The organism is Streptomyces sp. NPDC051180, assembly GCF_040689545.1.
GTDB lineage: Bacteria > Actinomycetota > Actinomycetes > Streptomycetales > Streptomycetaceae > Streptomyces.
Genome location: NZ_JBFBBC010000024.1, coordinates 21,230 through 45,562, shown reverse-complemented (window position 1 = coordinate 45,562; position 24,333 = coordinate 21,230). Strand labels below are relative to the sequence as shown.

Sequence of the window (24,333 nt, the reverse complement as noted above, 5' to 3'; positions counted from 1 at the left end):
TGAATCCCCGTTGAAAGTGGTAAGACATACGCTTCTTGACGAGCGCACGTCACCCTAACAGCGGTCGTGGGACCCTCCGCCCGCCTCCGTCCCGGCTCAGCCGCCCGGACGGACGATCAGACTCCGCGGAGCCCGGGTGATCAGGCCGGTGTACGTGGGGCGGAAGCCGTCGGCGAGACGGAGCCGGGGCATGGCCGCGAAGAGCGCGCGCAGCGCGTACTCGGCTTCGAGCCCGGCGAGGATGACGGCCGGGCAGCGGCCGCTGCCGTAGGTGAGCTGGTCGCCGTCGTCGCGGAACGGGTCGAAGCGGTCGGGGTCGCGGAAGCGCTCCGGATCGCGGCCCGCCGACCCGATGAGCAGCGCCACCGCCGCGCCGGCCGGGACGGTGCCGCCGCTCACCGGGACCTCCGCGCGGGTGCGGCGCACGGCGATCTGCACCGGCGGATCGCGCCGCAGCGACTCCGTCCAGGCGCGGGCCACCAGCCCCGCGGGCGCGTCACGCAGGGCGGCGACCAGGTCGGGGTCGGTGAGGACGTTGGCGAGGAAGGACGCGAGCGCCTTCTCCCGTACGGCGATCTGACCGCCGCACTCCCCCGCCAGCGCTCCGGCCGCCCGCCCGCGCACCAGCCGCATCATGTCCCGATAGGGCACGCCGACGGCGGCGGCCACCGTCCCGGCGGGCAGCCAGTGACAGAAGTCGGCGACCAGATCGGCCTGGCCGCGCTCGGCGATCCGGCGGGCGAGGACGAACGCGGTGCGCTCCGCGACCGCCCCCAGCGCGGCGACGCCGATGTCGACGTGCGCGTCGTCGCACGGCGGGTCGCCCGGCCGGTGGCCGTGCGTGAAGCGGGCGTCGGTGAGTGCGGCGGCGACGTCCGCGTACCGGCTGAGCACCCAGGCGCGCAGCAGCGGGTCGTAGGTGAGCGGGAACTCCTCGCGCAGGACCCGGTGGATGCGGTGCGGGTCGCGCGAGGCGCCGGGGTCGAGGGGGCTCGGCGCGACGGTCCGGCCGGTCGGCCCGCCCGGCCCGGGGGCGACCGGGTCGACGGCGGTCCGCACCCGGCCCGGCACGGCGCCGGGGGTACGGGGCGGGGCGCCGGCCCGGTGCGAGGCGGCGCCCGCGTCCGACGGCACGGCGGGCGCCATGGACGGGATGCGGCTCCAGGGGTCGTCGGCCGCCCGGGGCCGGTCGGCCCCTATGCCGCGGTTCGGCTCGTCGCTCATGGCGCCCCCTGTCGATCGGCGGTGGGTGCCGCGGCCGGAGAAGGCGGCGCGGGTCCCCCCAGCCCACCATCGGCCGGGCCCCGCCGCCCGCCGCGTACCGCCGAACGGGTGAACGCCCGCGGTGTCGGGCGGGGGTCAGTCGTGGGAGAGGCGGAAGGCCATCTGGCCGAAGCCGACCACGTCGCCCGGCCGCACCACCACGGCGCCGGTCACCCGGCGGCCGTTGACGGTGGTGCCGTTCGTCGAGCCGAGGTCGCGCAGCACCCACATCCCGCCCTGGAGGGAGAGTTCGGCGTGCAGCCGGGAGGCCGTCTCGTGGCTGAGCCGCAGCCCGTTGACCGGGTCGCGGCCGATCCGCAGCGGATGCGGTCCCGGGCGGGGCATCAGCAGCTTCGGGAGCCGCTCCGCGTGCCAGGCGCGGCCCAGGCGCGCCGTGAACGCGGACATCCGCTCGACCGCGCCCACCACCCGCCGGGTCCAGGTTCCCTCGGTCCTCAGGTCCGCCGTGAGCAGGTCGAGTTCGTCCGGCCGCCGGGCCTGGAGCGCGCGCTCCATCCGGAAGAGGAACGTGTCGTGCGAGAGGCGGCCCTGAGCGGCGCCCTCACGGAGCAGCACCAGCGCACGGTCCCGCTCGGCGTCGGTCAGCCGAGGAGAGTTCGCCGGAAGCTCGAAAGGGGTCGTCACACGGTCGATTGTCGGCCCGCCGGGCCCGCAGTGTCCAGAAGCCCCCGTGGCCTGGGAATTCGCTACCGGCCGCGGGGGCGCCCCTGTTACGGTCTGCCGTCCTCGCAACCCGGATCCCCAGGGGGAAATCCCGACGTGACCACGTCTTCGACCGCTTCTTCTCCGACCGCTTCCTCGCCCGCCTCCCCGGCCCCGCAGGGCCTCGTCGTCCGCCCGCTCACCGGCCCCGGGGAACTGGACCTGTTCCTCGGCCTCTCCTACTCGCTCGACCACGAACTCGCCGACGACCTCGCCACCGGCCGCCGGCTGCCGGAGTGGATGTGGGTCGCCCTCGACGGCGACCGGCTCCTGGGCAGGCTCTCCTGGTGGACGAAGGCAGCCGGCTCCGCGCCGCAGGCCCTCGACTTCCTCGACCTCTCCCCCGAGCTGTCGCACGAGGAGCGCGTCGAGGTCGGCGTACGGCTCCTGGAGACCGCCACGGCCGCGGTGATCCCGGCGGGCACGCGCCGCCCGGAGTTCGAGCGGTACATGCCGGCGGACTGGCGCGACGTGCCGGAGGTCCGCTCCCTGCTCGCATCCGTCTTCGGCGTCCTGGAGCGCACGGGGGCCCGGGCCCTGGTCGAGCGGCTCCGTCTGGAGTGGCGCCCCGGGACCCCGGTGCCGGAGCCGACCGGGCGTCTGGACTTCCGGCCGGTGCGGGACCGCGAGGACCTCGTGGCCCTGATGACTCCGGTGATGGAGGGGACGCTCGACGCCCACGGCCGGGCGGACCTGGCGTCGGGTCTGTCGGTGCGGGAGGCGGCGGAGCTCCACTTCGACGAGGAGCTCGCGCACTACTCCTCGCCCCGCGCCTGGTGGCGGGTCGCCCTCCTGCCGGAGAGCGGGGAGCCGGTCGGCTTCGTCATCCCGGCGCGGAACAACTACCACCACACGATCGCGTACATCGGCGTCCTGCCGGCGCACCGCGGGCAGGGGCACATCGACGAGATCCTGGCGGAGGGCACCCGCGTCCTGGCCGCCGTCGACGTGCCGCGCGTCCGGGCGGCGACCGACCTGGGGAACGTCCCGATGGCGGCGGCGTTCGCCCGGGCGGGTTACGTGAACTTCGAGCGCGCGATCAACTACGTGTGGGACGTGCCGGGCGCGCCGGGTTCCTGACTGCCAGGATGGTCGCGGTAGTCCGTGGTGGAGTGACTGGGCCGTCGACGAGGGGATTCCCGTGCTCTTCGAGGTGTGGGCGCCGAGCGCCCGTGACCGGGTGGTGCTGGCGCTGGAAGGCGTCGCCCACCCCCTGGAAAGAGACGCCGAGCGGGAGGGCTGGTGGACCGGCGTCGTCCCCGCCGAGGACGGCGACCGGTACGGCTTCGCCCTGGACCACCACCCGGTCCTGCCCGATCCGCGCTCGCGCCGCCAGCCCGACGGGCCCGACGGCCTGAGCGCGGTCGTCGACCACTCCGCGTACGCCTGGCACCACGAGTCCCCCCGGCTGCGGCTGCGCGGCGCCGTCCTGTACGAGCTGCACGTCGGCACCTTCACCCCGGAGGGGACCCTGGACGCGGCGGCCGCGCGCCTCGGGGAGCTGGCCGGGCTCGGCATCACCCATGTGGAGCTGATGCCGCTGTGCCCGTTCCCCGGGGTGCGGGGCTGGGGGTACGACGGGGTGGCGCCGTGGGCGGTCCACGAGCCGTACGGCGGCCCGGGGGCCCTGAAGCGGTTCGTGGACACCGCGCACGGCCTCGGCATGGGCGTGGTCCTGGACGTGGTCCACAACCACCTGGGCCCGTCCGGCAACCATCTCCCCTTCTTCGGACCGTACTTCACCGACAGCCACCACACGCCGTGGGGCGCCGCCGTGAACCTGGACGCGCCCGGTTCCGACGAGGTGCGGGCCTACTTCGCGGGCAGCGCGCTCGCCTGGCTGCGGGACTACCGGATCGACGGGCTGCGGCTGGACGCGGTGCACGCGCTGGCCGACACCCGGGCGCTGACCTTCATCGAGGAACTCTCCTCGGCCGTGGACGAGTTGGCCAAGGAGCAGGGCCGCCACCACTTCCTGGTCGCCGAGTCCGATCTGGGGGACCCGCGGACGACGACGCCGCGCACGCTCGGCGGCCTGGGTGTCCACGCACAGTGGAACGACGACTTCCACCACGCTCTGCACACCGCTCTGACCGGCGAGTCCCAGGGGTACTACGGGGACTTCGCGCGGGCGCCGATGGCGGCGGTCGCCAAGACGCTCACCCATGTCTTCTTCCACGACGGGACGTTCTCGACGTTCCGCGACCGGCACCACGGCAGGCCGGTGGACCGGGAGCGCACCCCCGCCCACCGGTTCCTCGGCTACTCCCAGACCCACGACCAGATCGGCAACCGGGCCCTGGGCGACCGGCTCTCGGCCTCCCTCTCCCCCGGCCTGCTGGCCTGCGCGGCGACCCTGGTGCTCACCGGCCCCTCGGTGCCGATGCTCTTCATGGGCGAGGAGTGGGGCGCCACGACGCCCTGGCAGTACTTCACCGACCACACCGACCCGGAGCTCGCCGAGGCCGTGCGGCGCGGCAGGCGGCGGGAGTTCGCGGAGCACGGCTGGTCCGAGAACGACGTGCCCGACCCCCAGGACCCGGCCACCCGCGACCGGTCCGTGCTCGACCGGACCGAACGCGAACGCGACCCCCACAAGCGCCTGCTCGCCTGGTACCGCCAGCTCATCGCCCTGCGCCGCACCCTCCCCGACCTCACCGACCCCGACCTGGCGGGGGTGAAGGTCGCCTTCGACGAGGAGGCCCGCTGGCTGGTCTTCCGCCGCGGCGACCTGCGCGTGGCGGTCAACCTCGGCGGGGAGACCGCGGTCATCCCCCTGGGCACCAACGGACGCGACCGCGTCCTGGCCGCCTGGGACCCGGTCGAGGCCCCCGGCGCGGACGGACTGCTGCACCTGCCGGGCGAGTCGGCGATCGTCCTCACCGACGGCTGACCGGTCGGCGCCCGCCCCGGTGGATACTCGGCGGATGACCTCCATCCACCGCACCGGAGCGGGCAGGGAACGGATACGGGACTGGTGCCTCGCCCGGCTCGACGCCTGGCCGGTGCCGCACGAGCAGGACGTCTTCCACGCGGGAGGGGCCGGGACGCACGTCGTGACCGCGGGGTCCCCCGGCCCGGAGGGGACGACGGTCGTCCTCGTCCCGGGCACGAACCTCAACGCCGCCGCGTCCCTGCCCCTGGCCGACGCCCTGCTCGCGGCCGGCCACCGGGTCGCGCTGCTCGACGTGCCCGGCCAGCCGGGTCTGAGCTCCGACGAACGCGACCTGGCGAAGGGCAGGTTGAGCTGGTACGGCCGTTGGCTCGACGAGGCCGTCGCCGAGGTCGGCGGCGGCCGGCCCGTCACGGTCCTCGGTCACTCCTTCGGCGCCGCCATCGCCCTGTCCGCCTCCTCGACGTGCATCGAGCGGCTGGTCCTCGTCTCCCCCGGCGGCCTGTGCGCGCTGCGTCTGCCGCCCGCTCTGCTCGCCGTCTCGGCCGCCTGGTACCTGCGTCCCACCCCCGCGCGCAGCGCCAGGCTGCTGCGCGCCCTGCACGCGCCGGGCCGTGAGCCCCGGGCCGAGCTGGTGGAGTGGATGACGCTCGTCGCCCGGAACACGCGCTCCAGCGGGGCGCCGGGACGCGCGGAACCCCGTGCCCGCAAGGTGCCGGTGACGGTGGCGACCGGGGAGCACGACGTCTTCCTGCCGCCGGGGCGCCTGCGGCCGGCCGTCCGCCGCCGCCTGGACGGCCTGGAACTCGGCGTCCTGCCGGGTGCGGGCCATCTGGTGGTGGAGGAGTTCCCGGAGCGGATCGCCGCGCTCGTACACCCCTGACGGGTGGCTACTCGACGATCGCCATCTCGTGGGGGGTGTTGTTGAAGCGGCGGCCCGCGCCGTCCTCGGTGGCCGTGACGATGTCCTCGATGCGGACGCCGAAGCGGCCGGGCAGGTAGACGCCGGGTTCGATGGAGAAGCACATGCCGGGGACGATCGGCAGTCGCTCGCCCTCGATCATGTACGGGGGTTCGTGGGTGGTGACGCCGATGCCGTGACCGGTGCGGTGGATGAAGAACTCGCCGAACCCGGCGTCGGTGATGACCTTGCGGGCCGCCCGGTCGACGTCCTGGCAGGCGACGCCGGGGCGGACCGCCTCGAAGCCGGCCTGCTGGGCCTCCCGGACGAGGTCGTGGACGCGCCGCTCCTCGTCGGTGGGCTCGCCGACGTGGACGGTGCGGGTGGTGTCGGAGCCGTAGCCGTGCTTGAGGCCGCCGAAGTCGAGGACGACCATGTCGCCGTGCTCGATGACCCGGTCGCCGGCCTCGTGGTGGGGGTTGGCGCCGTTGGGGCCGGAGCCGACGACGGTGAAGTCGACCTGCGAGTGCCCGAACTCCATGAGGAGCCGGGCGAGGTCGGCGGCGACGTCGGTCTCCTTGCGGCCGGCGAAGCGCACCTTGAGGATCTCGCCGTACGCCCGGTCGGCGGCGGCACCGGCGGCGGCGATCCGGGCCAGCTCGTGGGCGTCCTTGACGCCGCGGAGCATCGGCAGGGCCTCGGTGAGGGAGACGTACGAGGTGCCGGGCAGGGCCTTCTGGAGGCCGAGGAGGTGCATGGCCCAGGCGTTGTCGCTGACGCCGAAGCGGCCGTCGACGTCGAGGAGGGGCGCGGTGACGGCGTACGGGTCCTTGCCGTCGGTCCAGTCGCGCAGGGTGAGCGCGGAGGCGCCGGTGGCCTTCTCGGCGTCGGGCGCCTCCAGGGTGGGGACGACGAGGACCGGATCCTGCCCGGCGGCGAGGACCAGGACGGTGAGCCGCTCGGTGAGGGCGGTGGGCTGGTAGCCGGTGAGGTAGACCAGGTCGGGGCCGGGTGCGACGAGCACCCCGGCGAGCCCGGCGTCGGCGGCGGACTCGGCGGCGCGGGCCATCCGGGCCCGGTAGTCGTCCGCGGTGAAGGGCACGACCTCTTCGGCGGCTTCGGTGCTCGGCATGGGGCTTCTCCTCGGCTTCCGCTGCGTCCGGCGACGTACTCGTCCCCCAGCATCCTGCCGGGAGGCGCCGCCGGCCGCGACCCGGGTCAGCGGCGGTCCGGGCCCTGGGCGATGAGCCGCTCCAGGAGGTCCTGGAAGTCGTCGCCGACGACGATCCGCAGGTCGCCCCGCTCCTCGTCGTGCTCGCTGAGCTGGGTGAGCGTGCCGCCGCGCCACCAGAAGACGTACGGGCTGATGGCGCCGGGCACGTCCTCGTACCCGGAGGCGGCGAAGGAGGCCATCGCGCCGAGCGCCGGGATGATCGAGGTGTCGCGGATGGGGTGGAAGGCGAGCTGGTGCCGGAACGGCAGCGCGACGAGGGCGCCGTGCTCGCCGATCGGCAGGCCGGTGGTGCGCCGGACCACCCCGTCGAGGTCGAGGACGCGGCTGGCGGTGTAGAAGGAGTCGCCGAGGATGATCTCGAAGCACATGCCGTCGGCGTCGCGCACGGTCTCGTGCTCCTCCACCGGCAGTCCGCGCAGGTTCCGCAGCGCCCGGTCGCGGAGCTGTGCGTGGTCGCCGAGCCGTTCGAGCGCCTCGTCCGTGAGCATCATGACGCTCTCCGGCAGGTCGAGGGCGAGGATCTCGTACAGCCCGGGGGCGACCGTCCTCGCGTAGCCGAAGGCGGCCGCGTCGATGCCGTCGCCGCTGACGACCCGGGGGTAGAGCTGGGCGCGGATCTGCTCGGGCGGCAGGGTGTCGAGGGCGGAGGGGCCGTCCATGGCGCGGACGACGAGGCCGATGTGCCGCTCGATCGTGCCGGGCCAGACGCGCGGGCCGCGCCGGTCCTGGTGGCAGACGGCGGCGAGGTTCCCCAGGCCGAAGCGGCGGCCCTTGTCGTCGATGACGTGGTCGGCGTAGACCGTGACCTCCAGGCCGAGTTCGGCGAAGGTCTGTCGCACCCGGCCGCGGAAGAGCGCGGCCTCGCGCTCGGAGAAGTACGCGAACTCGGGGTCCCTCGGTGCGTCGTCGCCGTCCCGCCTGGGTCCTCGTCGCAGCCACCCCACGCCTGCCCGCCTTCCGTCGCCGTTGCGCACAGGGTAGCGACTGCGGATGTCAGCTCCCCAGCCGTCGGGTGAACTCGGCCACCGGCCCCGCGGCTTCGCCGTGCGCGCCCGCCGCGACCAGCAGTTCGGTGCGGTGGACGAGCCGGGGTGAGACGAGGGGCACGGCGGTGGCGCCGGGGACCCCGCCGGCCGCGGGGAGCGGCAGCAGCACCAGTCCGTGGCCGGCGGCGGCGAGTGCGGTGAGGGTGCGGGGGTCGGTGCCCTCGTAGCGCAGGGCGGTGCGGAAGCCCCGGCCGGCGGGTCCGGCGTGGACGGCCCGCAGCAGGTCGAGGGGGACACCGGCGGCGGGGGCGTCGAGCCAGCGGGCGTCGACGAGGTCGTCGAGTCGGAGCCCGGTGCGCCGGGCGAGCGGATGGTCCGTGGGCAGGACGACGGCGAGCGGCTCCTCGGCGACACGGGCCGAGGCGAGCGGGGCGATGTCGGGCAGCCGCAGCGGGTCGCTGGGGGCGGCGATGCCGTCGACGAGTCCGGCGTCGGCCTCGCCGGTCGCGACGGCGGCGGGCACCCGGTCCCGGGGCAGGCTCCTCAGGGTGACGCCGGTGGCGGGCAGCGCGGCGAGGGCACGGGGGTGCAGGGCGAGCGGGGAGGCGGCGACGTCCAGGGTCGCGCGGGGCGCGGCGGCGAACCGGCCGAGGTCGGCCCGGGCGGCGTCGAGGCGGAGCAGCAGCGCCCCGGCGTGTTCCAGGAGCCGTTCGCCGGCCGGCGTCGGTGCGACGGGCCGCCGGGTGAGCAGCGGCGTTCCGAGGTCGGCCTCCAGGGCGGCGATGTGCTGGGAGACCGCGGACTGGGTGTAGCCGAGGGTGCGCGCCGCCGCCGAGAAGGAGGCGAGCCGGGTGACGGCGACGTAGGTGCGGAGCAGGTGCGGATCCATCGGAGCGGCGGCTCAGGACCCGTCGGGGGCGGTGAGCAGGGCGCGGGCGTAGTGGGCGAGCGAGCGGTTGTAGCGGGGCAGCAGCGGGGCGAGGGCGCCGAGGGCGAGGGAGGCGGCCTCGCGGTCGCGCCCGGTGTCGGCGAGGGCGAGGGCGAGGAAGGCGTCGACGGCGCCGGCGAGCGCCGTCTCGTCGGCGTCGAGCCGGTCGGCGGGGATGTCCCTCTCGGCGGTGAGGAGTTCGACGCTGCGGTCGGGCCGGCCGAGGTTGCGCAGGCTGCTGGCGAGCTGGATGACGGCCCGGCGGCGGCGCAGTCCGGTGAGCCCGCCGTCCAGGGCACGCCGGTAGAGCGCGACGGCCTGCTCCGGCAGGCCGGTGGAGTCGTGGGCGGCGCCCTGCTCGAAGAGGGCGGCGGGGTCGTCGGCGGGGCGCTCGGCGGCGAGTGCGGCGACCCGTGCCCGGAAGTCGGCGGGCTCGTACGCGTCGAGCCGCTCCCAGAGCGCGGCGACGCGGCGCTCCCAGTCCTGATCGTTCGTCATGCGGCCACCCTATCCAGCCGTGCATCAGCGTTCGTGATGGACGATGCAGGAATCATCGTTGGACGTGAACGAGGGCCGCCGCACAGCATGGTGGCCATGCACACCACTCCGCTTCCCCGCCCCGTCCGCACGCCCCGGATCGCCCTGGTCGGCGACCGCTCCCCGCACGTCCGCTCGCACGTCCGCGTCCCCGTCCTCCTCGACGCCCTCGCCGAGCGCGACGGCCTCGCCCTGGACGCGTACTGGATCCCGACCCCCGACGCGGCGGCGGACGGCGCGGTGACGGGCTTCGACGCGGTCTGGGTCCTCCCGGGCAGCCCGTACGCGAGCGAGGCGGGCGCCCTCGCGGCGATCCGCAGCGCCCGCGAGGACGGCGTGCCCTTCCTCGGCACCTGCGGCGGCTTCCAGCACACCCTCCTGGAGTACGCGCGGAACGTCTGCGGCCTGGAGCGCGCCGCGCACGCCGAGAACGACCCGGCCGCCGACCCCGGCGACCTGCTCGTCGCGCCCCTCGCCTGCTCCCTCGTGGGACACGAGGGCGTCGTCCGCGTCTCCCCCGGCTCCCTGGCCGAGCGGGCCCTCGGCGCCGAGCGGACGTCCGAGCGCTACCACTGCGCGTACGGCCCCGGCACCCGCCACCTCGACACGCTGAGCGCCCACGGCCTGCGCTTCACCGGCGCCGACGAGGAGGGCGGCGTCCGCATCGCCGAACTGCCCTCCCACCCCTTCTTCCTCGCCACCCTCTTCCAGCCCGAACTCGCCGGCGACGGCACCCGGCCCCACCCCCTCGTCCGCGCCCTGGCGGTGGCGGCGACGGAGCACGCGGCGGGCTAGGGCCTGTCGTCAAAATCCCCTCGTTGCCCGAAGGGCGGCCCTGCGGCGTCTGGTGCGTGCTCTCGGTGTGCCGGGTGGAAGTGCTCGTACTGGGCGTACTCGCGCTTTCGCCCGGTGCGGCGAGAGCGCGTGCCAGGCGTCGCGGGGCAGAGGGGAATTTGACGACAGGCCCTAGTCCATCGGCACGACGAGGTGGGCGCGGTGGCGGCCGCGGGCGACGAGGCGGGCGTTGGCCTCGTCGGAGTCGTGGACCCAGCGGGCGGCGTGGTCGGGGTCCTTGCCGAAGCGGATGTGGCGCGCGACGAGCCGGGGGACGCGGTGGGCGGGATCCAGGTCGAGGTACCAGGTCTCGTCGAGGAGGGGGAGGACGGCGGACCACGGGGGCTCGTCGTGGAGGAGGTAGTTGCCCTCGGTGACGACGAGGGGGATGTCGGGCGGGACCGCGATCGACCCGGCGACGGGCTCCTCCAGGGCGCGGTCGAAGGCGGGGGCGTAGACGGTGGTGCCGGGCTCGGGGGCGCGGAGGCGGGCGAGGAGCGCGGCGTACCCCGCGGCGTCGAAGGTGTCGGGGGCGCCCTTGCGGTCCGCTCTGCCGAGTCGCTCCAGTTCGGCCTGGGCGAGGTGGAAGCCGTCCATCGGGACGAGGACGGCGAGGCCGTCGAGGCGCTCGACGAGCCGGGCGGCGAGCGTGGACTTCCCGGCTCCGGGGGCTCCGGCGAGCCCGAGGACCCGGCGCCGGCCGGGTGCGGCGAGCCCTCGCGCGCGGGCCACGAGCCGGTCGAACCCCTGTGCGTCCATGCGGGGCATTGTCGCACCGCGGCCGGCCGGGGGCGCGGGCCCGACCCTCGTCCGCGCCCCTCCCCCTACCCTCGGTGCGACCCTCGATCCGGCGAGGGTCGGACGGACGGCGACGCGGGTCGACGCGGATAGATCCCTCCGGTTCCGCGTATTACGTTGGGGTAATGCCGTCCATCGCACTTGTGACCCTCGTCGTCCGTGAATACGACGAGGCCATCGCCTTCTACACCGACGCTCTCGGCTTCGAACTGGTCGAGGACACCGACCGGGGCGACGGGAGCCGCTGGGTCGTGGTCCGCCCGCGCAACGCCGCCGGTGTCGGCGGTCTCGGCAACGTGGGTCTGCTGCTGGCCCGGGCCAAGAACGACGCCGAGTCGGCCTCGGTCGGCAACCAGACGGGGGGACGGGTCGGCTTCTTCCTGCACACCGAGGACTTCGCCCGCGACCACGACCGGATGACGGCCGCCGGGGTGAAGTTCCTGGAGGAGCCGCGCCACGAGCCGTACGGCTCGGTCGCCGTCTTCGAGGACCTCTACGGCAACCGCTGGGACCTCCTCCAGCCCGCCGGGTAGCACCGGAGCCGAGGAGCGCCGGCGCCGGGAGCACCGGCCGCCGGTCGCACGGGACACGGGGGCGTCTGCCGCACGGGACGCCGGGACGCCGGCCGTCCCGGGGCGCCGGCGGCGCGACGGACCCGGGCGGTCCGCGGGCCGCCCGTCGCCCCGCGTAAAACCGGTGTCGCCGACGGGGCCGCGCTCCCTACACTCGCGGCACGGCGCACCGACCGGTGGGCCGTGCCGTCGCGTGGACCGAGGGGAGCCGACCGTGCGCAGCCACATCACCGCCGCCGTGCCGGCGCTCCGTGACCGCTTCGACGTGATCCTCGCCTCTCGCCCCGGCCGGTGGCGGCTGCGCGCCCGCCATCGCCGACCCGTGACGTCCTGATCCCCTTCTCTCCGGGATCCGTCCGGGAATCGCGCTGCCCTGTACTCCAGCAGCAGCGAAAGGCACGACACCGTGCGTACCGACCTGAACACCCGCGCCGTCCGCAACCTCGGCATCCTCGCCCACGTCGACGCGGGCAAGACCACCGTCACCGAGCGGGTCCTGTACCTGACGGGTGCGATCCACAAGCGCGGCGAGGTCCACGACGGCACCACCGTCACCGACTTCGACCCGCAGGAACGGGACCGGGGCATCACGATCTTCGCGGCGGCGGTCAGCTGTGACTGGGCGGGCCACCGGATCAACCTCATCGACACGCCCGGCCACGTCGACTTCTCCGACGAGGTCGAGCGCGCGCTGCGCGTCCTCGACGGCGCCGTCGCCGTCTTCGACGCCGTCGCGGGCGTCGAGCCGCAGAGCGAGACCGTGTGGCGGCAGGCCGACCGGCACGGCGTCCCGCGCCTCGCGTTCGTGAACAAGCTGGACCGGGCCGGCGCGGAACTGGACACGGCCGTCGCGTCCATCCGCGACCGGCTCGGCACGGTCCCGCTGCCCGTCCAGCTCCCCATCGGCCGCGAGGACGCCTTCACCGGCGTCGTGGACCTGGTCAGGATGCGGGCGTACGTGTGGGCCGACGGGGCCGACAGCTACGCGGACGAGCCCGTCCCGGACGACCTCCGGGACGAGGCCGGGCACCGCAGACGACGCCTGGAGGAGACGGTGGCGGAGCTGCATCCGGGCGCCCTGGAGGAGTTCTGCGCGCACGACGGGCTGACGGACGCCACGCTGGCGGCCGCCCTGCGGGACCTCACCCTCTCGGGCGGCGGCGTGGTCGTCCTGTGCGGCTCGGCCTACCGCAACCGGGGGGTCGAGCCGCTGCTCGACGCCGTCGTCGCGTACCTCCCGGCCCCGTCGGACATGCCGCCGGTGCGCGGCGAGGTCCCGGCGGACCCGGCGGCGCCGTTCACCGCGCTCGCTTTCAAGGTGAGCGCGACGGCCACCGGCCGCATGACCTACGTCCGCGTCTACGCGGGCACGATCGGGAAGGGGGACACCGTGCTGGACACCGGCGCGGGACGGACGGAGCGGATCGCCCGCATCCTGCGCGTCCAGGCCGACCGGGCGACGGAGGTGGACGAGGCCCGCGCCGGCGACATCGTCGCCGTCGTCGGACCGAAGTCCGCCCGTGCCGGGGCGACGCTGTGCGCCCCGGACGCGCCGGTCCTCCTCGAACCGCCGACGACCGCCGACCCGGTGGTGTCGGTCGCCGTGGAGGCCCGCCGCGCCACGGACACCGGCCGCCTCGCGACGGCGCTCGCCCGGCTCTCCGAGGAGGACCCCTCGCTCGTCGTGCGGTCCGACCCGGAGACGGGCCAGACGGTCCTGTCCGGACTCGGCGAGCTGCACCTGGAGGTCGCGGTGGAGAAGCTCCGGCGCGACCGGGGCGTCGAGGTGACCGTCGGCCGTCCCCAGGTCGCCTACCGGGAGACGGTGTCGCAGGGCGTCACCGGGCTGCTGTACCGCCACGTCAAGCAGGACGGCGGCTCCGGCCAGTTCGCCCATGTCGTCGTCGACGTCGAACCCACCGGCTCCGAGGCCGACTTCGAGTTCCGCTCGACGGTGACCGGCGGCCGCGTGCCGCAGGAGTACGTCCGCGCGGTCGAGGCCGGCTGCCGGGACGCCCTCGTCGAGGGTCCCCTCGGCGGCCATCCGGTGACGGGTGTCCGGGTCACGCTCACGGACGGCGCCACGCATCCGAAGGACTCGTCGGAGATGGCGTTCCGCACGGCGGGCCGCTTCGCGCTGCGCGAGGCGCTCCGCGCGAGCGCCATGACGCTCCTGGAGCCGGTGGCCGACGTCACGGTCACCGTCCCGGCCGAGTCCGTCGGCTCCGTCCTCGGCGACCTCGCGGCCCGCCGCGGCCGGGTCACGGACCAGACGACCCGCTCCGGCACGGCGGTCGTGGAGGCGACCGTGCCCCTGGCCGAGCTCTTCGGCTACGCCTCCCGCCTCCGGGGCCGCACCCAGGGCCGGGGCACCTTCACGACCCGTCCGGCGGGGTACGCCCCCGCACCCCAGGGCCTGACGGTGTGAACCGGCGTGGTCCGGGCCGTGGCGACCCCACGGCCCGGACCTCGCGCCGGCGCGCTGCCGCGTGACACCGGCGCGCCGTCGTCAACTCCCATGCGTTGCAGTTAGGTTGATGGAAAAGGACGCAAGGGGGAAAAGTGACGAACCAGCAGGATGGGCTCTACCGAGCGGAGTCGGACCCGGCCTGGAACATCGTGGCGGCCGGCACCGCGCACGTCACCCTGCATCCGGACGACAGGTCACCCGAGTTCATCGTGGTCAGCGGGCCGTGCCCGCGCTGCACCCACGCGACCGTGCACACCGAGCCGCTCGTCTCGTACGCCGGCGCGCTCGGCGCCTCCGGCGTGCTGTCCCGCCTGCTGCACCGCCGGGCCGTCGAAGCCGGATCACGCGAGGTCGAGGTCATCTGCGCCTGCCTCACCACCCACCCCGAGGCCGGTGAACAGAAGGGCTGCGGTGCCTCCTGGGTCCTCCACGTCGAGTGGAGTGGCTGATGCGGATCGACGTCACGCCGGGCAGAGCCAGCACGCCGGCCAGTCGGGCCCACGCCGAGGAGTCCCGCACCCTCCTGGCGAGCGAACTGACCCGGGTCCGCGCCCAGGCCGAGAACTGGCGCAACGGCCTCGCGGCCCTCCTCGGCCTCCTCACGGCGGTCGGCATCGTCAAGGGTCCCGACACGATCCAGGGCCTGTCCGGCGGCGCTCGCGGCACCGTGGGCGTCCTCCTCCTCGGCGGCCTCCTGCTCGCCGCGGCCGGCGCCTTCTTCGCCATGCGCGCCGCGTTCGGCATGCCGAAGCGCCGCGTCGCCGACGCCTCGCTGGAGGACCTGCTCACCCGGGAGCGGCTCACCACACACCGGGCCGTCCGCGACCTCCGCCGCGCCGTCGTCGCCGGCTTCCTCTCCCTGGCCATGGTCACCGCCGCCATCGGCCTCACCTGGTACGGCCCGCGCCCCGGTGAGCCGGGCGTGCAGATCGTACGGACCGACGGAAGCGCGCTGTGCGGCACGCTCGTCGGGGTGGACGCGAAGGGGATGCGACTGCGCGTGAAGGGCGTGGACCGGCGGGTGCCTTCTGGTCTGATCGCGTCGGCCAAGTCGGTGGCGAGCTGCCCGTAGGGGGTTACTGGAGGTTGGCCGTCCAGCGAGCGTCGGGGACGACGCCTTGACGGTGGAGGTCGAGGATAACTGGGGCGGTCTGCTCCCAGAGGACGTCGACGATCTCATGGATCAGAGTGCCGTATTCAAGCAGTGGCCTCGCCTTCTCGCCGAGTATCTTTTCGGCGTGCTCGCGCAGGAGGTCGCGTCGGACAACAGCTGGCGGATGGGTTGAGGATGCAGGGAGTGGAGCACTCGCTCCCTGCATCAGCAAGGAAACTGATCGGTTCAGGACTTCACAGGCCGCGAAGAAGAGTTCGACACCTGCATGGGACAGCTCCAGGCCGCATCCTCTGCCCAAAGCCGCCAGGCACAGTGACCAGCCGATGACGTCGGCCTCGGCTTCCTGTTCCCGTCTCCATGCGATTTCGGCAACGGGAACGCTACCGATGCCCAGCATTCGACGCGGCACCCTCCGGTCTGCGACGTGCCCGGCAGCGACGTGGCCGTACTCATGACCGAGGACGAAGAGCTCCATGCCGTCCCGCAAGACGGAGCTCAAAGCACCAACGGCCTCAGAAGGCATATAGGCGGGAGCCTTGCTCGGCTTGCCCTCGATGAGATAGGCGAGCACAACGTCGCGAAAGCGGCGAACGGCTAGCGGCGAGTCCCGCAAGTGGCGATGGACATCGTCCGAGTCCGGGTGGAACGCGTACCAGCCATCGTCCCCGATCTCGTGGGGTATCGCCAAGGCGACGGCTTTGGCGAAGAGGTTGGCGAAGTTCAGAAGTTCGTTCTCAAAGGCCACGATATGCGTCGGAGAGTCGGGGGCGAGCAAAGTCACTGCGTTGACCTCGCCCGTGGAAAGCATGCCAAGCACCGGTCGCGTGAAGGGGCCGGCAAGAACTTCCTCCAGGCGGTCCGCCAGCGAGTGGATCAACGAGTACCCCACGCGATGCTCGTCAGGCCCGCAAGGCGGCCAGTGATCCAGCTCCGCCACTCCTGTCCGGGCGAACCATTCCACCTGCTCGTCCGAGAAGCCCTGTGTCCTCGCTATCGCGATGAAGACCTTCTCCATGCCGGTCCCCGGCTTGGGGTACCTCAGCCCGGTCGCCTCGGCTATCTGCGTCTGCAGCTCCCACAGATAGGCCCGCGCCTTCTCCGTGTCATCCGTCACCGTGAAGCCACTTCCCTCCGCTCACCCGTCAGTCTGGCGGCAGCTGGTCCACCGTGTCCGCAGAACGCCCGGGGCGGATCTGCGCGCGGCTACCGCCGGACACGGACCTCCCCCCAGGCTGTCATCAGCCGGAGCAACACGGAGAAGGAGCCGAACATCACCGCGGCCACGTCGGCCCCGCTGCCGCGGACGTCGCTCTCGGCGGCAACCACCTGGGGGTCACCCTCCCGGTACTGGACGGTCAGAGCCGTACCGGCCGGGCTCCTGCCGTGTCCGCTCCCCACCGGGAGGTTCGCCACCACCGTCCGCCTCTTGGTCTCGAAGCGGACCTTGCATCCACCCAGGAAGCACCCCGAGCCGGCGGCCACCAAGGTGGCGGACGCCTGTCGGCCGTCCTGGAGAGAGCGCAGGTGCTGCGCCGCCGGAAGCCGCACGAGGCCCGACAGGGCGGCCAGCAGCAATGCGAGGACCAGCCCGATGGTGAGACCCACACACGGCTCCAGGGCTCTCCCGCCCTCGTTCATCGTGGCGCCCGGTGCACCCACCCGCTTCGTTCGTCGCCCTAGCACGATAGGCACGGGGTCCCAGCGCAAATGTGGGGGGGGAGGTCAGCACATCTGCGCCGTCAGGACTGCCGGAGCCACGAAACGAGTTCACGTGCCGAGGTCCAGCTCCGCCCGCACGGTCTTCCCGACCGGTACGCGATCGAGTACCGCCCACCGCGTGGCCAGCGCCTCGACGAGGAGCAGGCCGCGCCCGCCCTCGTCGAGGGCTCCCGGGTCGCTGCGGGCGGGGCGCCGCTCGCCTCGCGTGTCGGCGACGTCGATCCGGAGCAGCCTGCCGGGTGTGTACGAGAGCGTCAGCTCGAAGTCCCGCCCCGGCACCCGCCCGTGCGTCACCGCGTTGGCGGCGAGTTCGGCGACGAGGAGCGCGGTGGTGTCCGAGACCTCCGAGCCGTACGGAAGACGCCACCGGTCGAGCTGATGGAGGGCGAGGCGGCGGGCCAGGCGGGCGCCACGCGGTGTCGAACTGAAGCGCTGCCTGAACACACGTACGGTGACGGCGACTTCGTGAGTCGCAGGGGAGTTCATGAGGCCAATGTGGCGTCGCGCGAGACCCGTCACCAGGTCAGCGACCCGTACGCTGCGACAGCGTACGGGTTCACGCTCTGGACGGTACCGGTAACTACCCGTGAGCATGGGTCCGTTCAGCACGAGCGCACGGGTGCGAGAGGTGGCCGGAGTGACGGACGAGGTACCGGACGAGGGTCCAGGCGGAAGCGAACCGGAGACGTCGGACAGCCTGAAGGCGTTCGGAGAGGTGGTCAAGGCGTTCCGCAAACGGGCCGGACTGACCCAGGAAACCTTCGCCCCGCTCGTCGGGTACTCGGTGCCGACGGTCGCCTCGATCGAGCAGGGCCGACGGTTACCCTCCTCCGACTTCGTCGACCGGGCCGAGGACGTGCTCGACGCGTTCGGGGTCATCCGGGCGGCGGCAAAGCACTTGGCGCGCAAGCCCGGGCTGGCGAAATGGTTTCGGCAGTGGGCGAGGCTGGAAAGCCAGGCGGCGACGCTCTACACGTATGAGAACCGGCTGGTGCCGGGGTTGTTGCAGACTCCGGCGTACGCGAGGACGCTGTTCGGAGAGCGCATCCCAACACTGGACGACGACGAGATCGAAGCGCTGCTGGCGGCCCGAGTCGAACGCAAGAAACTGCTGACAGACCGCCCTCACACGATCTACAGCTTCATCGTCGAGGAGCACGTCCTACGCCGCCAGACCGGCGGCCGTGACGTCATGCGCGAGCAGACGACGCACATCCTCGATACGTGCGCCCGACGCAACATCGAGCTCCAGATCATGCCCCAATCACGGGGGTATCACGTGGGGCTCAACGGCCCCATACAGCTTCTCGAGACATCGGAGAACAGGTGGTACGCCTACTGCGAGGGACAGGAGAACGGGCTACTCATCCCCGACCCCAAAGTGGTCAGCATCCTCCAGAAGCGGTATGCCAGGATGCGGGCACAGGCTCTCTCCTTCGAGGAGTCCGTGAGTCTGTTGCGGGAGATGCGAGGAGCACCATGAGCGTCACAGACCTTGCCTGGTTCAAGAGCAGCTACAGCGGCGACAGCGGCGACAGCTGCGTCGAGGTAGCCCTCTCCTGGCACAAGTCCAGCTACAGCAGTGGTGGCGACGGCGACTGCGTAGAGATCGCCGCCTGCCCCTCCACCGTCCACGTCCGCGACTCCAAGAACCCCGCCGGTCCGCAGCTGGCCCTGGCCCCCGCCACCTGGACGGAGTTCCTCACCCGGCTGGTCTGACGGGATCCGGCACCCAAGAGCCGTGCGTCGTAATCCGGTTGCTCTGGCCTGCCGGGGGCGCTGGACTGTGGCGGGACTTCACGGGCCGTGGCGTCCCTTCATCCAGGGAGGCAGCGGCAGCGATGGAGATTCGTCACACGACCGAGCAGGACCGAGAGGTGTTCGTCGACACGGTGCACGCCGCGTTCGCGATGCACCCGATGACACCGGCGGAGGACGGTGGCGGGGTGTTCTGGGCGGCGTACGAGATGGACCGGAATCTGCTGGCGACGGCGGAGGGCGGGAGGGCCGTCGGGACGGCGGGGGCGTACTCCTTCGAGCTGACGCTGCCGGGTGGGGCGATCGTGCCGACCTCCGGGGTGACGGCCGTGGGTGTCCTGCCGTCGCACCGGCGGCGTGGGGCGCTGACGGCGCTGATGCGGGAGCAGTTGAGGTCGTTCCGGGAGCGCGGTGAGTGTCTGTCGGTGCTGCTGGCGGCCGAGGCGGTGATCTATCGCAGGTTCGGTTACGGGCCGGCGACGTACACGGCGCGGTTGACGGTGCAGAGGCACCGGGGTGCGCTGGCGGTCCCCCGGGCGCGGGGAGCGGCCGAGGCGGCGGCCGGTTCGGTCGAGGTGGTGCGGCGGTCGCGGTGCGTCGAGGTCCTGGAGGAGGTCTACGACCGGTACCGGCGGGCGCAGCCGGGTGCGGTGTCGCGGCCGCACGGCTGGTGGGTGCTGCGGGCGGGGCAGCCGCCGGTCGCCGAGGCGCCGCGGTACATCGCGGTGCACCGGGACGCCGAGGGGGTCGCGGACGGGTACGCCAGCTACGCGGTGGAGGCGGGGGTCATGACCGTCGACGAGATCATCACCGCCGACGACGCGGTGTACACGGCGCTGGTGCGGTTCCTGATCGGTCACGACCTGGTCGAGCGGGTCGTGCTGAAGCACGTGCCGACCGATCACCCGCTGCGGTGGCAGCTGGAGGACTTCCGGGGCGGGGAGGTGACCGGTGACACCGACGGGCTGTGGGTGCGGCTGCTCGACGTCCCGCGCGCGCTGACGTCGCGGGGCTGGTTCGTGGACGGGGAGCTGGTCCTCGACGTCGACGACCCGTTCCTCGGCGAGCGCGGCCGGTGGCTGCTGACCGTCCGGGACGGGAAGGCGGAGTGCGCCGCGACGGAGCGGGAGCCCGATCTGTCTTTGGACATCAGCGACTTGGGGGCGATCTACCTGGGCGGCACGGAGCCGAGCCGGCTGGTGCGCGCCGGGCACGTGCTGGCGCACCGCCCGGAGGCGGCTGCGGTCGCCGACGCGCTCTTCCGCGCCGATCGTCCGCCGCACTGCCTGCACTGGTTCTGACGCCCGCCCGTGGCGTGGCGGGTCACGGGAGCCCGGCGGTGCCGCGGGAGACGCCGACGGCCTCGGCGAGCGTGGTGACGGTCCAGGGGCGGGCGGGCCTGCCGTGGAGCCGCTCGCGGGGTCGAGCGACCGGTCCTGTTGTCCCGCCGCGACCGGTGCCCTGGGGCGCGCGCAGCGGGACTTCACCGGCTACGCCCGTACGGCCGCCGCGACCGGGGTCCGGTCGGCCTGGCGGAGGCACCGGTTCGCCCGCTCCGGCTCGCACATCGGATGCGCCCTTCCTAGGCTGATCTGCGAGGCGGGGCCAGGTCACCGCCTCGGCCGGCCTCAGCCGCTCCGCGTCATCCTGAGCCGGGCGGACGACGCACGTCTCGGGTGGATGAGCGCGGGAGGTACGGGAGTGGAGTGGCGCCGACGGGCGAGGACGGTGGCACGGGCACCCAGCGCGCTGCCCCTGGCCGTCATGCTGGGAGTCGCGATCGTGGACGCGGCGACGGGCCCCGAGTACAACCTGCTGCCCGTGTACGCCGCCGGTCCGGCGATCGCCGCCGCTCGCGGAAGCGTGCGGAACGTCCTGGCGATGGGGGGCGTGGCGGTCGTCCTCTGTCTGCTGTTCGCCGCGAAGGCGGAGCGGTTCGGCGAGCTGCGCATGTACGTCGCGCTGGTCGCGATCGCCTACGTCACGCTCGCGGCGGTCTACGCGGCGTGGACCCGGCTGAGGACCGAGAGGCGGCTCGTGGACGTGGAGGAGGTGGCCAAGACACTGGAGGACGTGCTCTTCGCGCCGCTCCCCCCGGCGATCGGCCCCGTCCGTCTCGGCGCCTCGTACGTCTCCGCGAGCCGCGCCACCCGGGTCGGAGGCGACCTGTACGAGGCGGTGCCCTCGCCCCGGGGGGTCCGCCTGGTGGTCGCCGACGTCCAGGGCAAGGGGCTGGGCACCATCCGCTGCGCGGCCGTGGTGCTGGCCGCGTTCCGGGAGGCCGGCCACGATCTCGACGACCTGGCGGAGGTCGACGGACGCATCGAGACCGCCCTGGAACGAAGGACGGACGGCCTGCGGTTCGTGACCGGCATCGTCGCCGAGGTGAGCCCGGCCGGGCGGCTCGTCATGTTCAACCACGGTCACCCCGCTCCCCTGCTGCTCACCGCGGAGGGCCGGGTCGCGTTCGTCGAACCGGAACAGCCCGCGCCGCCGTTCGGCCTGACAGGACTGGTGAACCCCGGTGACCGGCTCGACGGCATCACACGGCTGACCCTGGGCCCCGGCGACCGGCTCCTCTTCTACACCGACGGGCTGAGCGAGGCACGCGACGGCGCGGGGCGGTTCTACCCGGTGGACGAGCGGGCGGGACCCCTGATGGGCGCGGGCGATCCGGAGGAGGTCCTCGACCGGCTGCGCGCCGACGTCGCGGCCTTCACCGGGGCACCGCCCGACGACGACTCCGCCCTGCTCCTGGTGGAGTTCCTCCCGCGAGGAGCCGCGCCGGAGCCACCGGGGGCAGGAGGCACCGGCTCCGGGAGCGAACGGCCCGCCTGAGGACCGGGATACGCCTCGGCGCCCGTCGAGCCCCGTCCCCGCGGAACCGGACGGCACCGCCTCCCTCGTCGATCCGCGCCTCGCACACGTGTGCCAGGATGCGTGTACCTGCCCGCCATCCGCAGGGGCAACGGCAGGTGCCGCACGAGACGAGGAGCGACACCATGAGCACCACACCCGGCGATTACCTCTCCGGGCTCTTCTCCCTGGAAGGGCGTACGGCCCTGGTGACGGGCGGCAGCTCCGGCATCGGCCGGGCCATCACGGGTGCGCTTGCCCGGGCCGGGGCGCGGGTGGTGATCGTGGCGCGCGGGAAGGCCGAGCTCGTCGCGACGACCGGGGAGCTGACGGCCGACGGCTGCGAGGCGGCCTGGGTGAGCGCCGACCTGTCCACCCGTGACGGGATCAAGGCCGGGGCGGAGGAGGCCGCGGCCGTCTTCGGCGAGCCCGACATCCTGGTCAACTCGGCCGGCATCAACCTGCGTCCGCCCTTCGGCGAGCTGGACGACGACGTCTGGGACACCACGATGACGGTGAACCTGGAGGCGCCGTTCCTCCTCGGCCGGCGCTTCGGCCCCGGCATGGCCGAGCGGGGCTTCGGCCGCATCATCCACATCACCTCCCAGCAGGCGCACCGCGCGTTCGTGCAGAGCGGCGCGTACGGCGTCTCCAAGGGCGCCCTGGAGTCCCTCGCCCGCTCCCAGGCCGAGGCGTGGTCCCCGTACGGGGTCACCGCCAACACCCTGGTCCCCGGCTTCGTGATGACCCCGCTCAACCGGCGCCTCTCCTCCGACCCCGACAAGGTCGCCGCGCTCGCGGCCCGCACGATGGTCGGCCGCAACGGCCTCGCCGAGGACTTCGCGGGCGCCGCCGTCTTCCTGGCGAGCGGCGCCTCCGCGTACGTCACCGGCCAGTCCCTGTTCGTGGACGGCGGGTTCTCCGTCCACTAGGGGATCGTCAGGCGGCGGCGCCCACGGTCTCAGGCCGCGGGTGACGCCGCCCAGTCCGCAAGGGCCGCGGCGCAGGCGTCCAGGGCCTTCGCCGTGGCGCCGACCGTCGCGGAGAGCCCGGCCGCCAGGATCAGTGCCGGTCCCTCGGTCTCGCCGCCCACCGTCACGGCGCAGGTCACCGTCGACGCCGGGCCCTCCGTACCGGGCGGGGCGGACACCGTGAGGGTCAGCTCGCAGGACCCCGGCCGCGCCCCGGCCGCCTCGACGCGGGCGGTCATCGCCTCGGCGAGCGGCCCGGCGTTGTCCTCCAGGGCGCCCGGGCGGAGCGGGAACTCCTCGTCGACGGCCACGACGCCGATCCCCCGCAGGGTGGTGGCCCGGAGGTGCAGCGCCCGGGCGCCGAACACGCCCGTGCTGTGCAGGACGTAGACGGCGACGAGCGCGGCCCGTACCGCCGCTCCGAGATCGTGCGCGCCGCCGGGCAGCGGGTGGTGCCGGCGGGGCGGGCGGAGCCGTACCGGGGCGATGCCGTGGGCGAGCAGCGTCAGACCGTCGGCGACCGTCTCGCCGAGCAGCCAGGGCCCGCCCGGGCCCAGCATGAGGAGCCGGCCGTGCTCGTCGACCGCGAGCGGCGCGTCCGTGTCCGTACGGCCGAAGGGGAAGAGCCGTGCGCCGAGGGATCCGGCCAGCCGGTTCAGGGACGCGATGTCGTGGCGCGCCTCGCGGGGGTCGACGACGCTGCCGATGGCGGCGACCTCCCGGCCGCCGGTCGGGGCGGGCCGGACGGTGAGGCCGTGGAACTCGCGCAGGGCCCGCTCGGCGGCGGGGAACAGCTCCGCGCCGACGGTCACCGTGACGAGGACCGCGAGCATGGCGGCGTCGCCGGCGTCCCGCCCCGGTCGCCAGCCCGCGTCCGTCAGGACGCCGGTCATGCCTGTTCGTGGAGGATCATGACGCCCAGCCGGTCGAGGAGCGCCGTGCAGGAGCGGCAGACCTCCGCCTCGGTGCCGTGCTCGGGGTCGCCGTGCGGCCGGATCTTGCGGGCGACGATCGCCGCGCCCGCGAAGTGCGGGGCCGCCTCGTCGAGGGTGGCGGCGCGGCCGTCGCCCCGCTGCCGGTCGAAGCCGTGGAGCTCGTCGGAGACGAGCGCGGACTCGGCGCAGTAGCCGACGAACGGCTCCCGCAGGGCCGGCGGGAGACCGTCGAAGAACTCCCGCACGGCGGGGTGGAGCTGCGGCTCACCGTCACCGGTGAGGTTGGTGTGGCTGGTGATGGTTCCGTGGATGAGCAGCGAGGCGGCCGTACCGGGGATCAGGTCAGACATAGAAGTCCTCCGCGTCCTGCATGGGGGCGTGGGCGAGGGCGAGCATGGCCTCGTACTTGTCGGCGCCCATGTAGTAGGCACCGGTGTGGTGCAGGTAGAAGAACCGGCCGCGCTCGTCCATGAGGACGGGCGAGCCCTCCGAGCCGTCGAGGCCGATCGGGAAGAGCCGCACACCGAGGTCGCGGCTGAGTTCCGCGACGTCGGCCGGGGCCGAGCCGTAGCCGAGGTACGGGGTGAAGTAGAGGTGGTCCTCGCGCGCGGCGTCGATGGTCAGGGTGAGCCCGCCGTGCTCGGCGAGGAAGGCCGTCGCCGTGTCGAGGGGCTCCACCGGGTGACCGGCGTCCCGGTACTGCCCGGTGATCTCGTCGACCATCGCCGGCAGGGTGTCGGTCACGTCCCGGCCCGGGAACCACCCGTGGTCCCGGAACCAGACGTCGACGTCCTCAGGGGTGTTCAACTGCGGCATGTGCTGCGCTCCTTATCCCGCGTAC

Annotated in this window: 26 protein-coding genes; 13 read left to right on the top strand and 13 right to left on the bottom strand. The window is 73.8% G+C overall.

Features of this window, described 5'->3' with window-relative positions; translation table 11 throughout:
• Window positions 1–96: 96 nt before the first annotated feature.
• Window positions 97–1,224: a cytochrome P450 gene (locus AB0424_RS29360; RefSeq protein WP_366309647.1), complete on the bottom strand. Its 1,128-nt coding sequence runs from the start codon at window positions 1,222–1,224 to the stop codon at window positions 97–99.
• Window positions 1,225–1,359: 135 nt separating this feature from the next.
• Window positions 1,360–1,908, bottom strand: a complete 549-nt coding sequence (locus AB0424_RS29355) for a DUF1707 and FHA domain-containing protein (RefSeq protein ID WP_366309645.1) — start codon at window positions 1,906–1,908, stop codon at window positions 1,360–1,362.
• Between the two features lie 240 nt (window positions 1,909–2,148).
• On the opposite strand from AB0424_RS29355, the gene AB0424_RS29350 reads away from it, so the two are divergent.
• The 3 genes from AB0424_RS29350 to AB0424_RS29340 all read left to right on the top strand — a co-directional run bounded on the left by AB0424_RS29350 (window position 2,149) and on the right by AB0424_RS29340 (window position 5,762).
• On the top strand, window positions 2,149–3,066 hold the full coding sequence (locus AB0424_RS29350) for a GNAT family N-acetyltransferase (RefSeq protein WP_366309685.1): 918 nt from the start codon (window positions 2,149–2,151) through the stop codon (window positions 3,064–3,066).
• 61 nt (window positions 3,067–3,127) lie between these two features.
• The gene (gene treZ, locus AB0424_RS29345) at window positions 3,128–4,879 is read left to right on the top strand and encodes a malto-oligosyltrehalose trehalohydrolase (protein ID WP_366309643.1); all 1,752 of its coding nucleotides are present in this window, start codon (window positions 3,128–3,130) and stop codon (window positions 4,877–4,879) included.
• A 34-nt stretch (window positions 4,880–4,913) separates the two neighbouring features.
• Window positions 4,914–5,762 carry an alpha/beta hydrolase gene (locus tag AB0424_RS29340; protein ID WP_366309641.1) on the top strand — a complete coding sequence of 283 codons (849 nt, stop codon included), beginning with the start codon at window positions 4,914–4,916 and terminating at the stop codon, window positions 5,760–5,762.
• A gap of 7 nt (window positions 5,763–5,769) precedes the next feature.
• On the opposite strand, the gene AB0424_RS29335 is transcribed toward AB0424_RS29340, so the two are convergent.
• From AB0424_RS29335 to AB0424_RS29320, 4 genes are all read right to left on the bottom strand, one after another.
• The gene (locus AB0424_RS29335; protein WP_366309639.1) at window positions 5,770–6,912 is read right to left on the bottom strand and encodes an aminopeptidase P family protein; all 1,143 of its coding nucleotides are present in this window, start codon (window positions 6,910–6,912) and stop codon (window positions 5,770–5,772) included.
• An 86-nt stretch (window positions 6,913–6,998) separates the two neighbouring features.
• A complete protein-coding gene (locus AB0424_RS29330; protein WP_366309637.1) occupies window positions 6,999–7,958 on the bottom strand; it encodes a hypothetical protein in 960 nt (319 codons plus the stop codon).
• A gap of 49 nt (window positions 7,959–8,007) precedes the next feature.
• On the bottom strand, window positions 8,008–8,889 hold the full coding sequence (locus AB0424_RS29325; RefSeq protein ID WP_366309635.1) for a LysR family transcriptional regulator: 882 nt from the start codon (window positions 8,887–8,889) through the stop codon (window positions 8,008–8,010).
• Between the two features lie 12 nt (window positions 8,890–8,901).
• A complete protein-coding gene (locus AB0424_RS29320) occupies window positions 8,902–9,426 on the bottom strand; it encodes a tetratricopeptide repeat protein (protein WP_366309633.1) in 525 nt (174 codons plus the stop codon).
• Window positions 9,427–9,522: 96 nt separating this feature from the next.
• Between AB0424_RS29320 and AB0424_RS29315 the strand changes: the two genes are divergently transcribed.
• The gene (locus AB0424_RS29315; protein ID WP_366309631.1) at window positions 9,523–10,260 is read left to right on the top strand and encodes a hypothetical protein; all 738 of its coding nucleotides are present in this window, start codon (window positions 9,523–9,525) and stop codon (window positions 10,258–10,260) included.
• A gap of 171 nt (window positions 10,261–10,431) precedes the next feature.
• On the opposite strand, the gene AB0424_RS29310 is transcribed toward AB0424_RS29315, so the two are convergent.
• Complete coding sequence (locus tag AB0424_RS29310; protein WP_366309629.1) at window positions 10,432–11,058, bottom strand: nucleoside/nucleotide kinase family protein; 627 nt, start codon at window positions 11,056–11,058, stop codon at window positions 10,432–10,434.
• Window positions 11,059–11,222: 164 nt separating this feature from the next.
• Between AB0424_RS29310 and AB0424_RS29305 the strand changes: the two genes are divergently transcribed.
• The 4 genes from AB0424_RS29305 to AB0424_RS29290 all read left to right on the top strand — a co-directional run bounded on the left by AB0424_RS29305 (window position 11,223) and on the right by AB0424_RS29290 (window position 15,211).
• Window positions 11,223–11,630: a VOC family protein gene (locus AB0424_RS29305; protein ID WP_366309627.1), complete on the top strand. Its 408-nt coding sequence runs from the start codon at window positions 11,223–11,225 to the stop codon at window positions 11,628–11,630.
• A 445-nt stretch (window positions 11,631–12,075) separates the two neighbouring features.
• Window positions 12,076–14,097, top strand: a complete 2,022-nt coding sequence (gene fusA, locus AB0424_RS29300) for an elongation factor G (protein WP_366309625.1) — start codon at window positions 12,076–12,078, stop codon at window positions 14,095–14,097.
• A 134-nt stretch (window positions 14,098–14,231) separates the two neighbouring features.
• A complete protein-coding gene (locus tag AB0424_RS29295; protein ID WP_366309623.1) occupies window positions 14,232–14,588 on the top strand; it encodes a hypothetical protein in 357 nt (118 codons plus the stop codon).
• Complete coding sequence (locus tag AB0424_RS29290; protein WP_366309621.1) at window positions 14,588–15,211, top strand: hypothetical protein; 624 nt, start codon at window positions 14,588–14,590, stop codon at window positions 15,209–15,211. Before AB0424_RS29295 ends, AB0424_RS29290 begins: the two co-directional genes overlap by 1 nt.
• A 4-nt stretch (window positions 15,212–15,215) precedes the next feature.
• Here the strand turns inward: AB0424_RS29290 and AB0424_RS29285 are convergent, their stop codons facing one another.
• The 3 genes from AB0424_RS29285 to AB0424_RS29275 form a co-directional block, all read right to left on the bottom strand.
• Complete coding sequence (locus AB0424_RS29285; RefSeq protein WP_366309619.1) at window positions 15,216–16,367, bottom strand: hypothetical protein; 1,152 nt, start codon at window positions 16,365–16,367, stop codon at window positions 15,216–15,218.
• Window positions 16,368–16,456: 89 nt separating this feature from the next.
• Window positions 16,457–16,858 carry a hypothetical protein gene (locus tag AB0424_RS29280; RefSeq protein ID WP_366309617.1) on the bottom strand — a complete coding sequence of 134 codons (402 nt, stop codon included), beginning with the start codon at window positions 16,856–16,858 and terminating at the stop codon, window positions 16,457–16,459.
• A 162-nt stretch (window positions 16,859–17,020) separates the two neighbouring features.
• Window positions 17,021–17,458, bottom strand: a complete 438-nt coding sequence (locus AB0424_RS29275) for an ATP-binding protein (RefSeq protein ID WP_366309615.1) — start codon at window positions 17,456–17,458, stop codon at window positions 17,021–17,023.
• Window positions 17,459–17,609: 151 nt separating this feature from the next.
• Between AB0424_RS29275 and AB0424_RS29270 the strand changes: the two genes are divergently transcribed.
• The 5 genes from AB0424_RS29270 (at window position 17,610) to AB0424_RS29250 (ending at window position 22,518) form a co-directional block, all read left to right on the top strand.
• Window positions 17,610–18,455, top strand: coding sequence for a helix-turn-helix transcriptional regulator (locus AB0424_RS29270; protein ID WP_366309613.1), 846 nt, complete (start codon window positions 17,610–17,612; stop codon window positions 18,453–18,455).
• On the top strand, window positions 18,452–18,691 hold the full coding sequence (locus tag AB0424_RS29265; RefSeq protein WP_366309611.1) for a DUF397 domain-containing protein: 240 nt from the start codon (window positions 18,452–18,454) through the stop codon (window positions 18,689–18,691). The genes AB0424_RS29270 and AB0424_RS29265 overlap by 4 nt, the downstream gene beginning before the upstream one ends.
• Before the next feature lie 122 nt (window positions 18,692–18,813).
• Window positions 18,814–20,031, top strand: coding sequence for a GNAT family N-acetyltransferase (locus tag AB0424_RS29260; protein ID WP_366309609.1), 1,218 nt, complete (start codon window positions 18,814–18,816; stop codon window positions 20,029–20,031).
• 427 nt (window positions 20,032–20,458) lie between these two features.
• Window positions 20,459–21,568, top strand: a complete 1,110-nt coding sequence (locus AB0424_RS29255) for a PP2C family protein-serine/threonine phosphatase (RefSeq protein WP_366309607.1) — start codon at window positions 20,459–20,461, stop codon at window positions 21,566–21,568.
• 164 nt (window positions 21,569–21,732) lie between these two features.
• Window positions 21,733–22,518 carry an SDR family oxidoreductase gene (locus AB0424_RS29250; RefSeq protein ID WP_366309605.1) on the top strand — a complete coding sequence of 262 codons (786 nt, stop codon included), beginning with the start codon at window positions 21,733–21,735 and terminating at the stop codon, window positions 22,516–22,518.
• Between the two features lie 29 nt (window positions 22,519–22,547).
• Here the strand turns inward: AB0424_RS29250 and AB0424_RS29245 are convergent, their stop codons facing one another.
• From AB0424_RS29245 to AB0424_RS29235, 3 genes are read right to left on the bottom strand one after another with little or no spacing between them, the layout of a single operon-like run.
• Complete coding sequence (locus tag AB0424_RS29245; RefSeq protein WP_366309603.1) at window positions 22,548–23,450, bottom strand: SUKH-3 domain-containing protein; 903 nt, start codon at window positions 23,448–23,450, stop codon at window positions 22,548–22,550.
• Window positions 23,447–23,842: a YwqJ-related putative deaminase gene (locus AB0424_RS29240; protein WP_366309601.1), complete on the bottom strand. Its 396-nt coding sequence runs from the start codon at window positions 23,840–23,842 to the stop codon at window positions 23,447–23,449. The genes AB0424_RS29245 and AB0424_RS29240 overlap by 4 nt, the downstream gene beginning before the upstream one ends.
• Window positions 23,835–24,308, bottom strand: coding sequence for an SUKH-3 domain-containing protein (locus AB0424_RS29235; RefSeq protein ID WP_366309599.1), 474 nt, complete (start codon window positions 24,306–24,308; stop codon window positions 23,835–23,837). The genes AB0424_RS29240 and AB0424_RS29235 overlap by 8 nt, the downstream gene beginning before the upstream one ends.
• Window positions 24,309–24,333: the final 25 nt, after the last annotated feature.

What these genes read in the sequence shown, in the direction of transcription:
- AB0424_RS29245 (WP_366309603.1), bottom strand. Translation starts at nt 23,450, where the DNA reads ATGACCGGCGTCCTGACGGACGCGGGCTGGCGACCGGGGCGGGACGCC.
- AB0424_RS29325 (WP_366309635.1), bottom strand. Translation starts at nt 8,889, where the DNA reads ATGGATCCGCACCTGCTCCGCACCTACGTCGCCGTCACCCGGCTCGCC.
- AB0424_RS29260 (WP_366309609.1), top strand. Translation starts at nt 18,814, where the DNA reads ATGGAGATTCGTCACACGACCGAGCAGGACCGAGAGGTGTTCGTCGAC.
- AB0424_RS29235 (WP_366309599.1), bottom strand. Translation starts at nt 24,308, where the DNA reads ATGCCGCAGTTGAACACCCCTGAGGACGTCGACGTCTGGTTCCGGGAC.
- AB0424_RS29310 (WP_366309629.1), bottom strand. Translation starts at nt 11,058, where the DNA reads ATGGACGCACAGGGGTTCGACCGGCTCGTGGCCCGCGCGCGAGGGCTC.
- AB0424_RS29320 (WP_366309633.1), bottom strand. Translation starts at nt 9,426, where the DNA reads ATGACGAACGATCAGGACTGGGAGCGCCGCGTCGCCGCGCTCTGGGAG.
- AB0424_RS29335 (WP_366309639.1), bottom strand. Translation starts at nt 6,912, where the DNA reads ATGCCGAGCACCGAAGCCGCCGAAGAGGTCGTGCCCTTCACCGCGGAC.
- AB0424_RS29305 (WP_366309627.1), top strand. Translation starts at nt 11,223, where the DNA reads ATGCCGTCCATCGCACTTGTGACCCTCGTCGTCCGTGAATACGACGAG.
- AB0424_RS29315 (WP_366309631.1), top strand. Translation starts at nt 9,523, where the DNA reads ATGCACACCACTCCGCTTCCCCGCCCCGTCCGCACGCCCCGGATCGCC.
- AB0424_RS29340 (WP_366309641.1), top strand. Translation starts at nt 4,914, where the DNA reads ATGACCTCCATCCACCGCACCGGAGCGGGCAGGGAACGGATACGGGAC.
- AB0424_RS29250 (WP_366309605.1), top strand. Translation starts at nt 21,733, where the DNA reads ATGAGCACCACACCCGGCGATTACCTCTCCGGGCTCTTCTCCCTGGAA.
- AB0424_RS29275 (WP_366309615.1), bottom strand. Translation starts at nt 17,458, where the DNA reads ATGAACTCCCCTGCGACTCACGAAGTCGCCGTCACCGTACGTGTGTTC.
- AB0424_RS29290 (WP_366309621.1), top strand. Translation starts at nt 14,588, where the DNA reads ATGCGGATCGACGTCACGCCGGGCAGAGCCAGCACGCCGGCCAGTCGG.
- AB0424_RS29360 (WP_366309647.1), bottom strand. Translation starts at nt 1,224, where the DNA reads ATGAGCGACGAGCCGAACCGCGGCATAGGGGCCGACCGGCCCCGGGCG.
- AB0424_RS29240 (WP_366309601.1), bottom strand. Translation starts at nt 23,842, where the DNA reads ATGTCTGACCTGATCCCCGGTACGGCCGCCTCGCTGCTCATCCACGGA.
- AB0424_RS29265 (WP_366309611.1), top strand. Translation starts at nt 18,452, where the DNA reads ATGAGCGTCACAGACCTTGCCTGGTTCAAGAGCAGCTACAGCGGCGAC.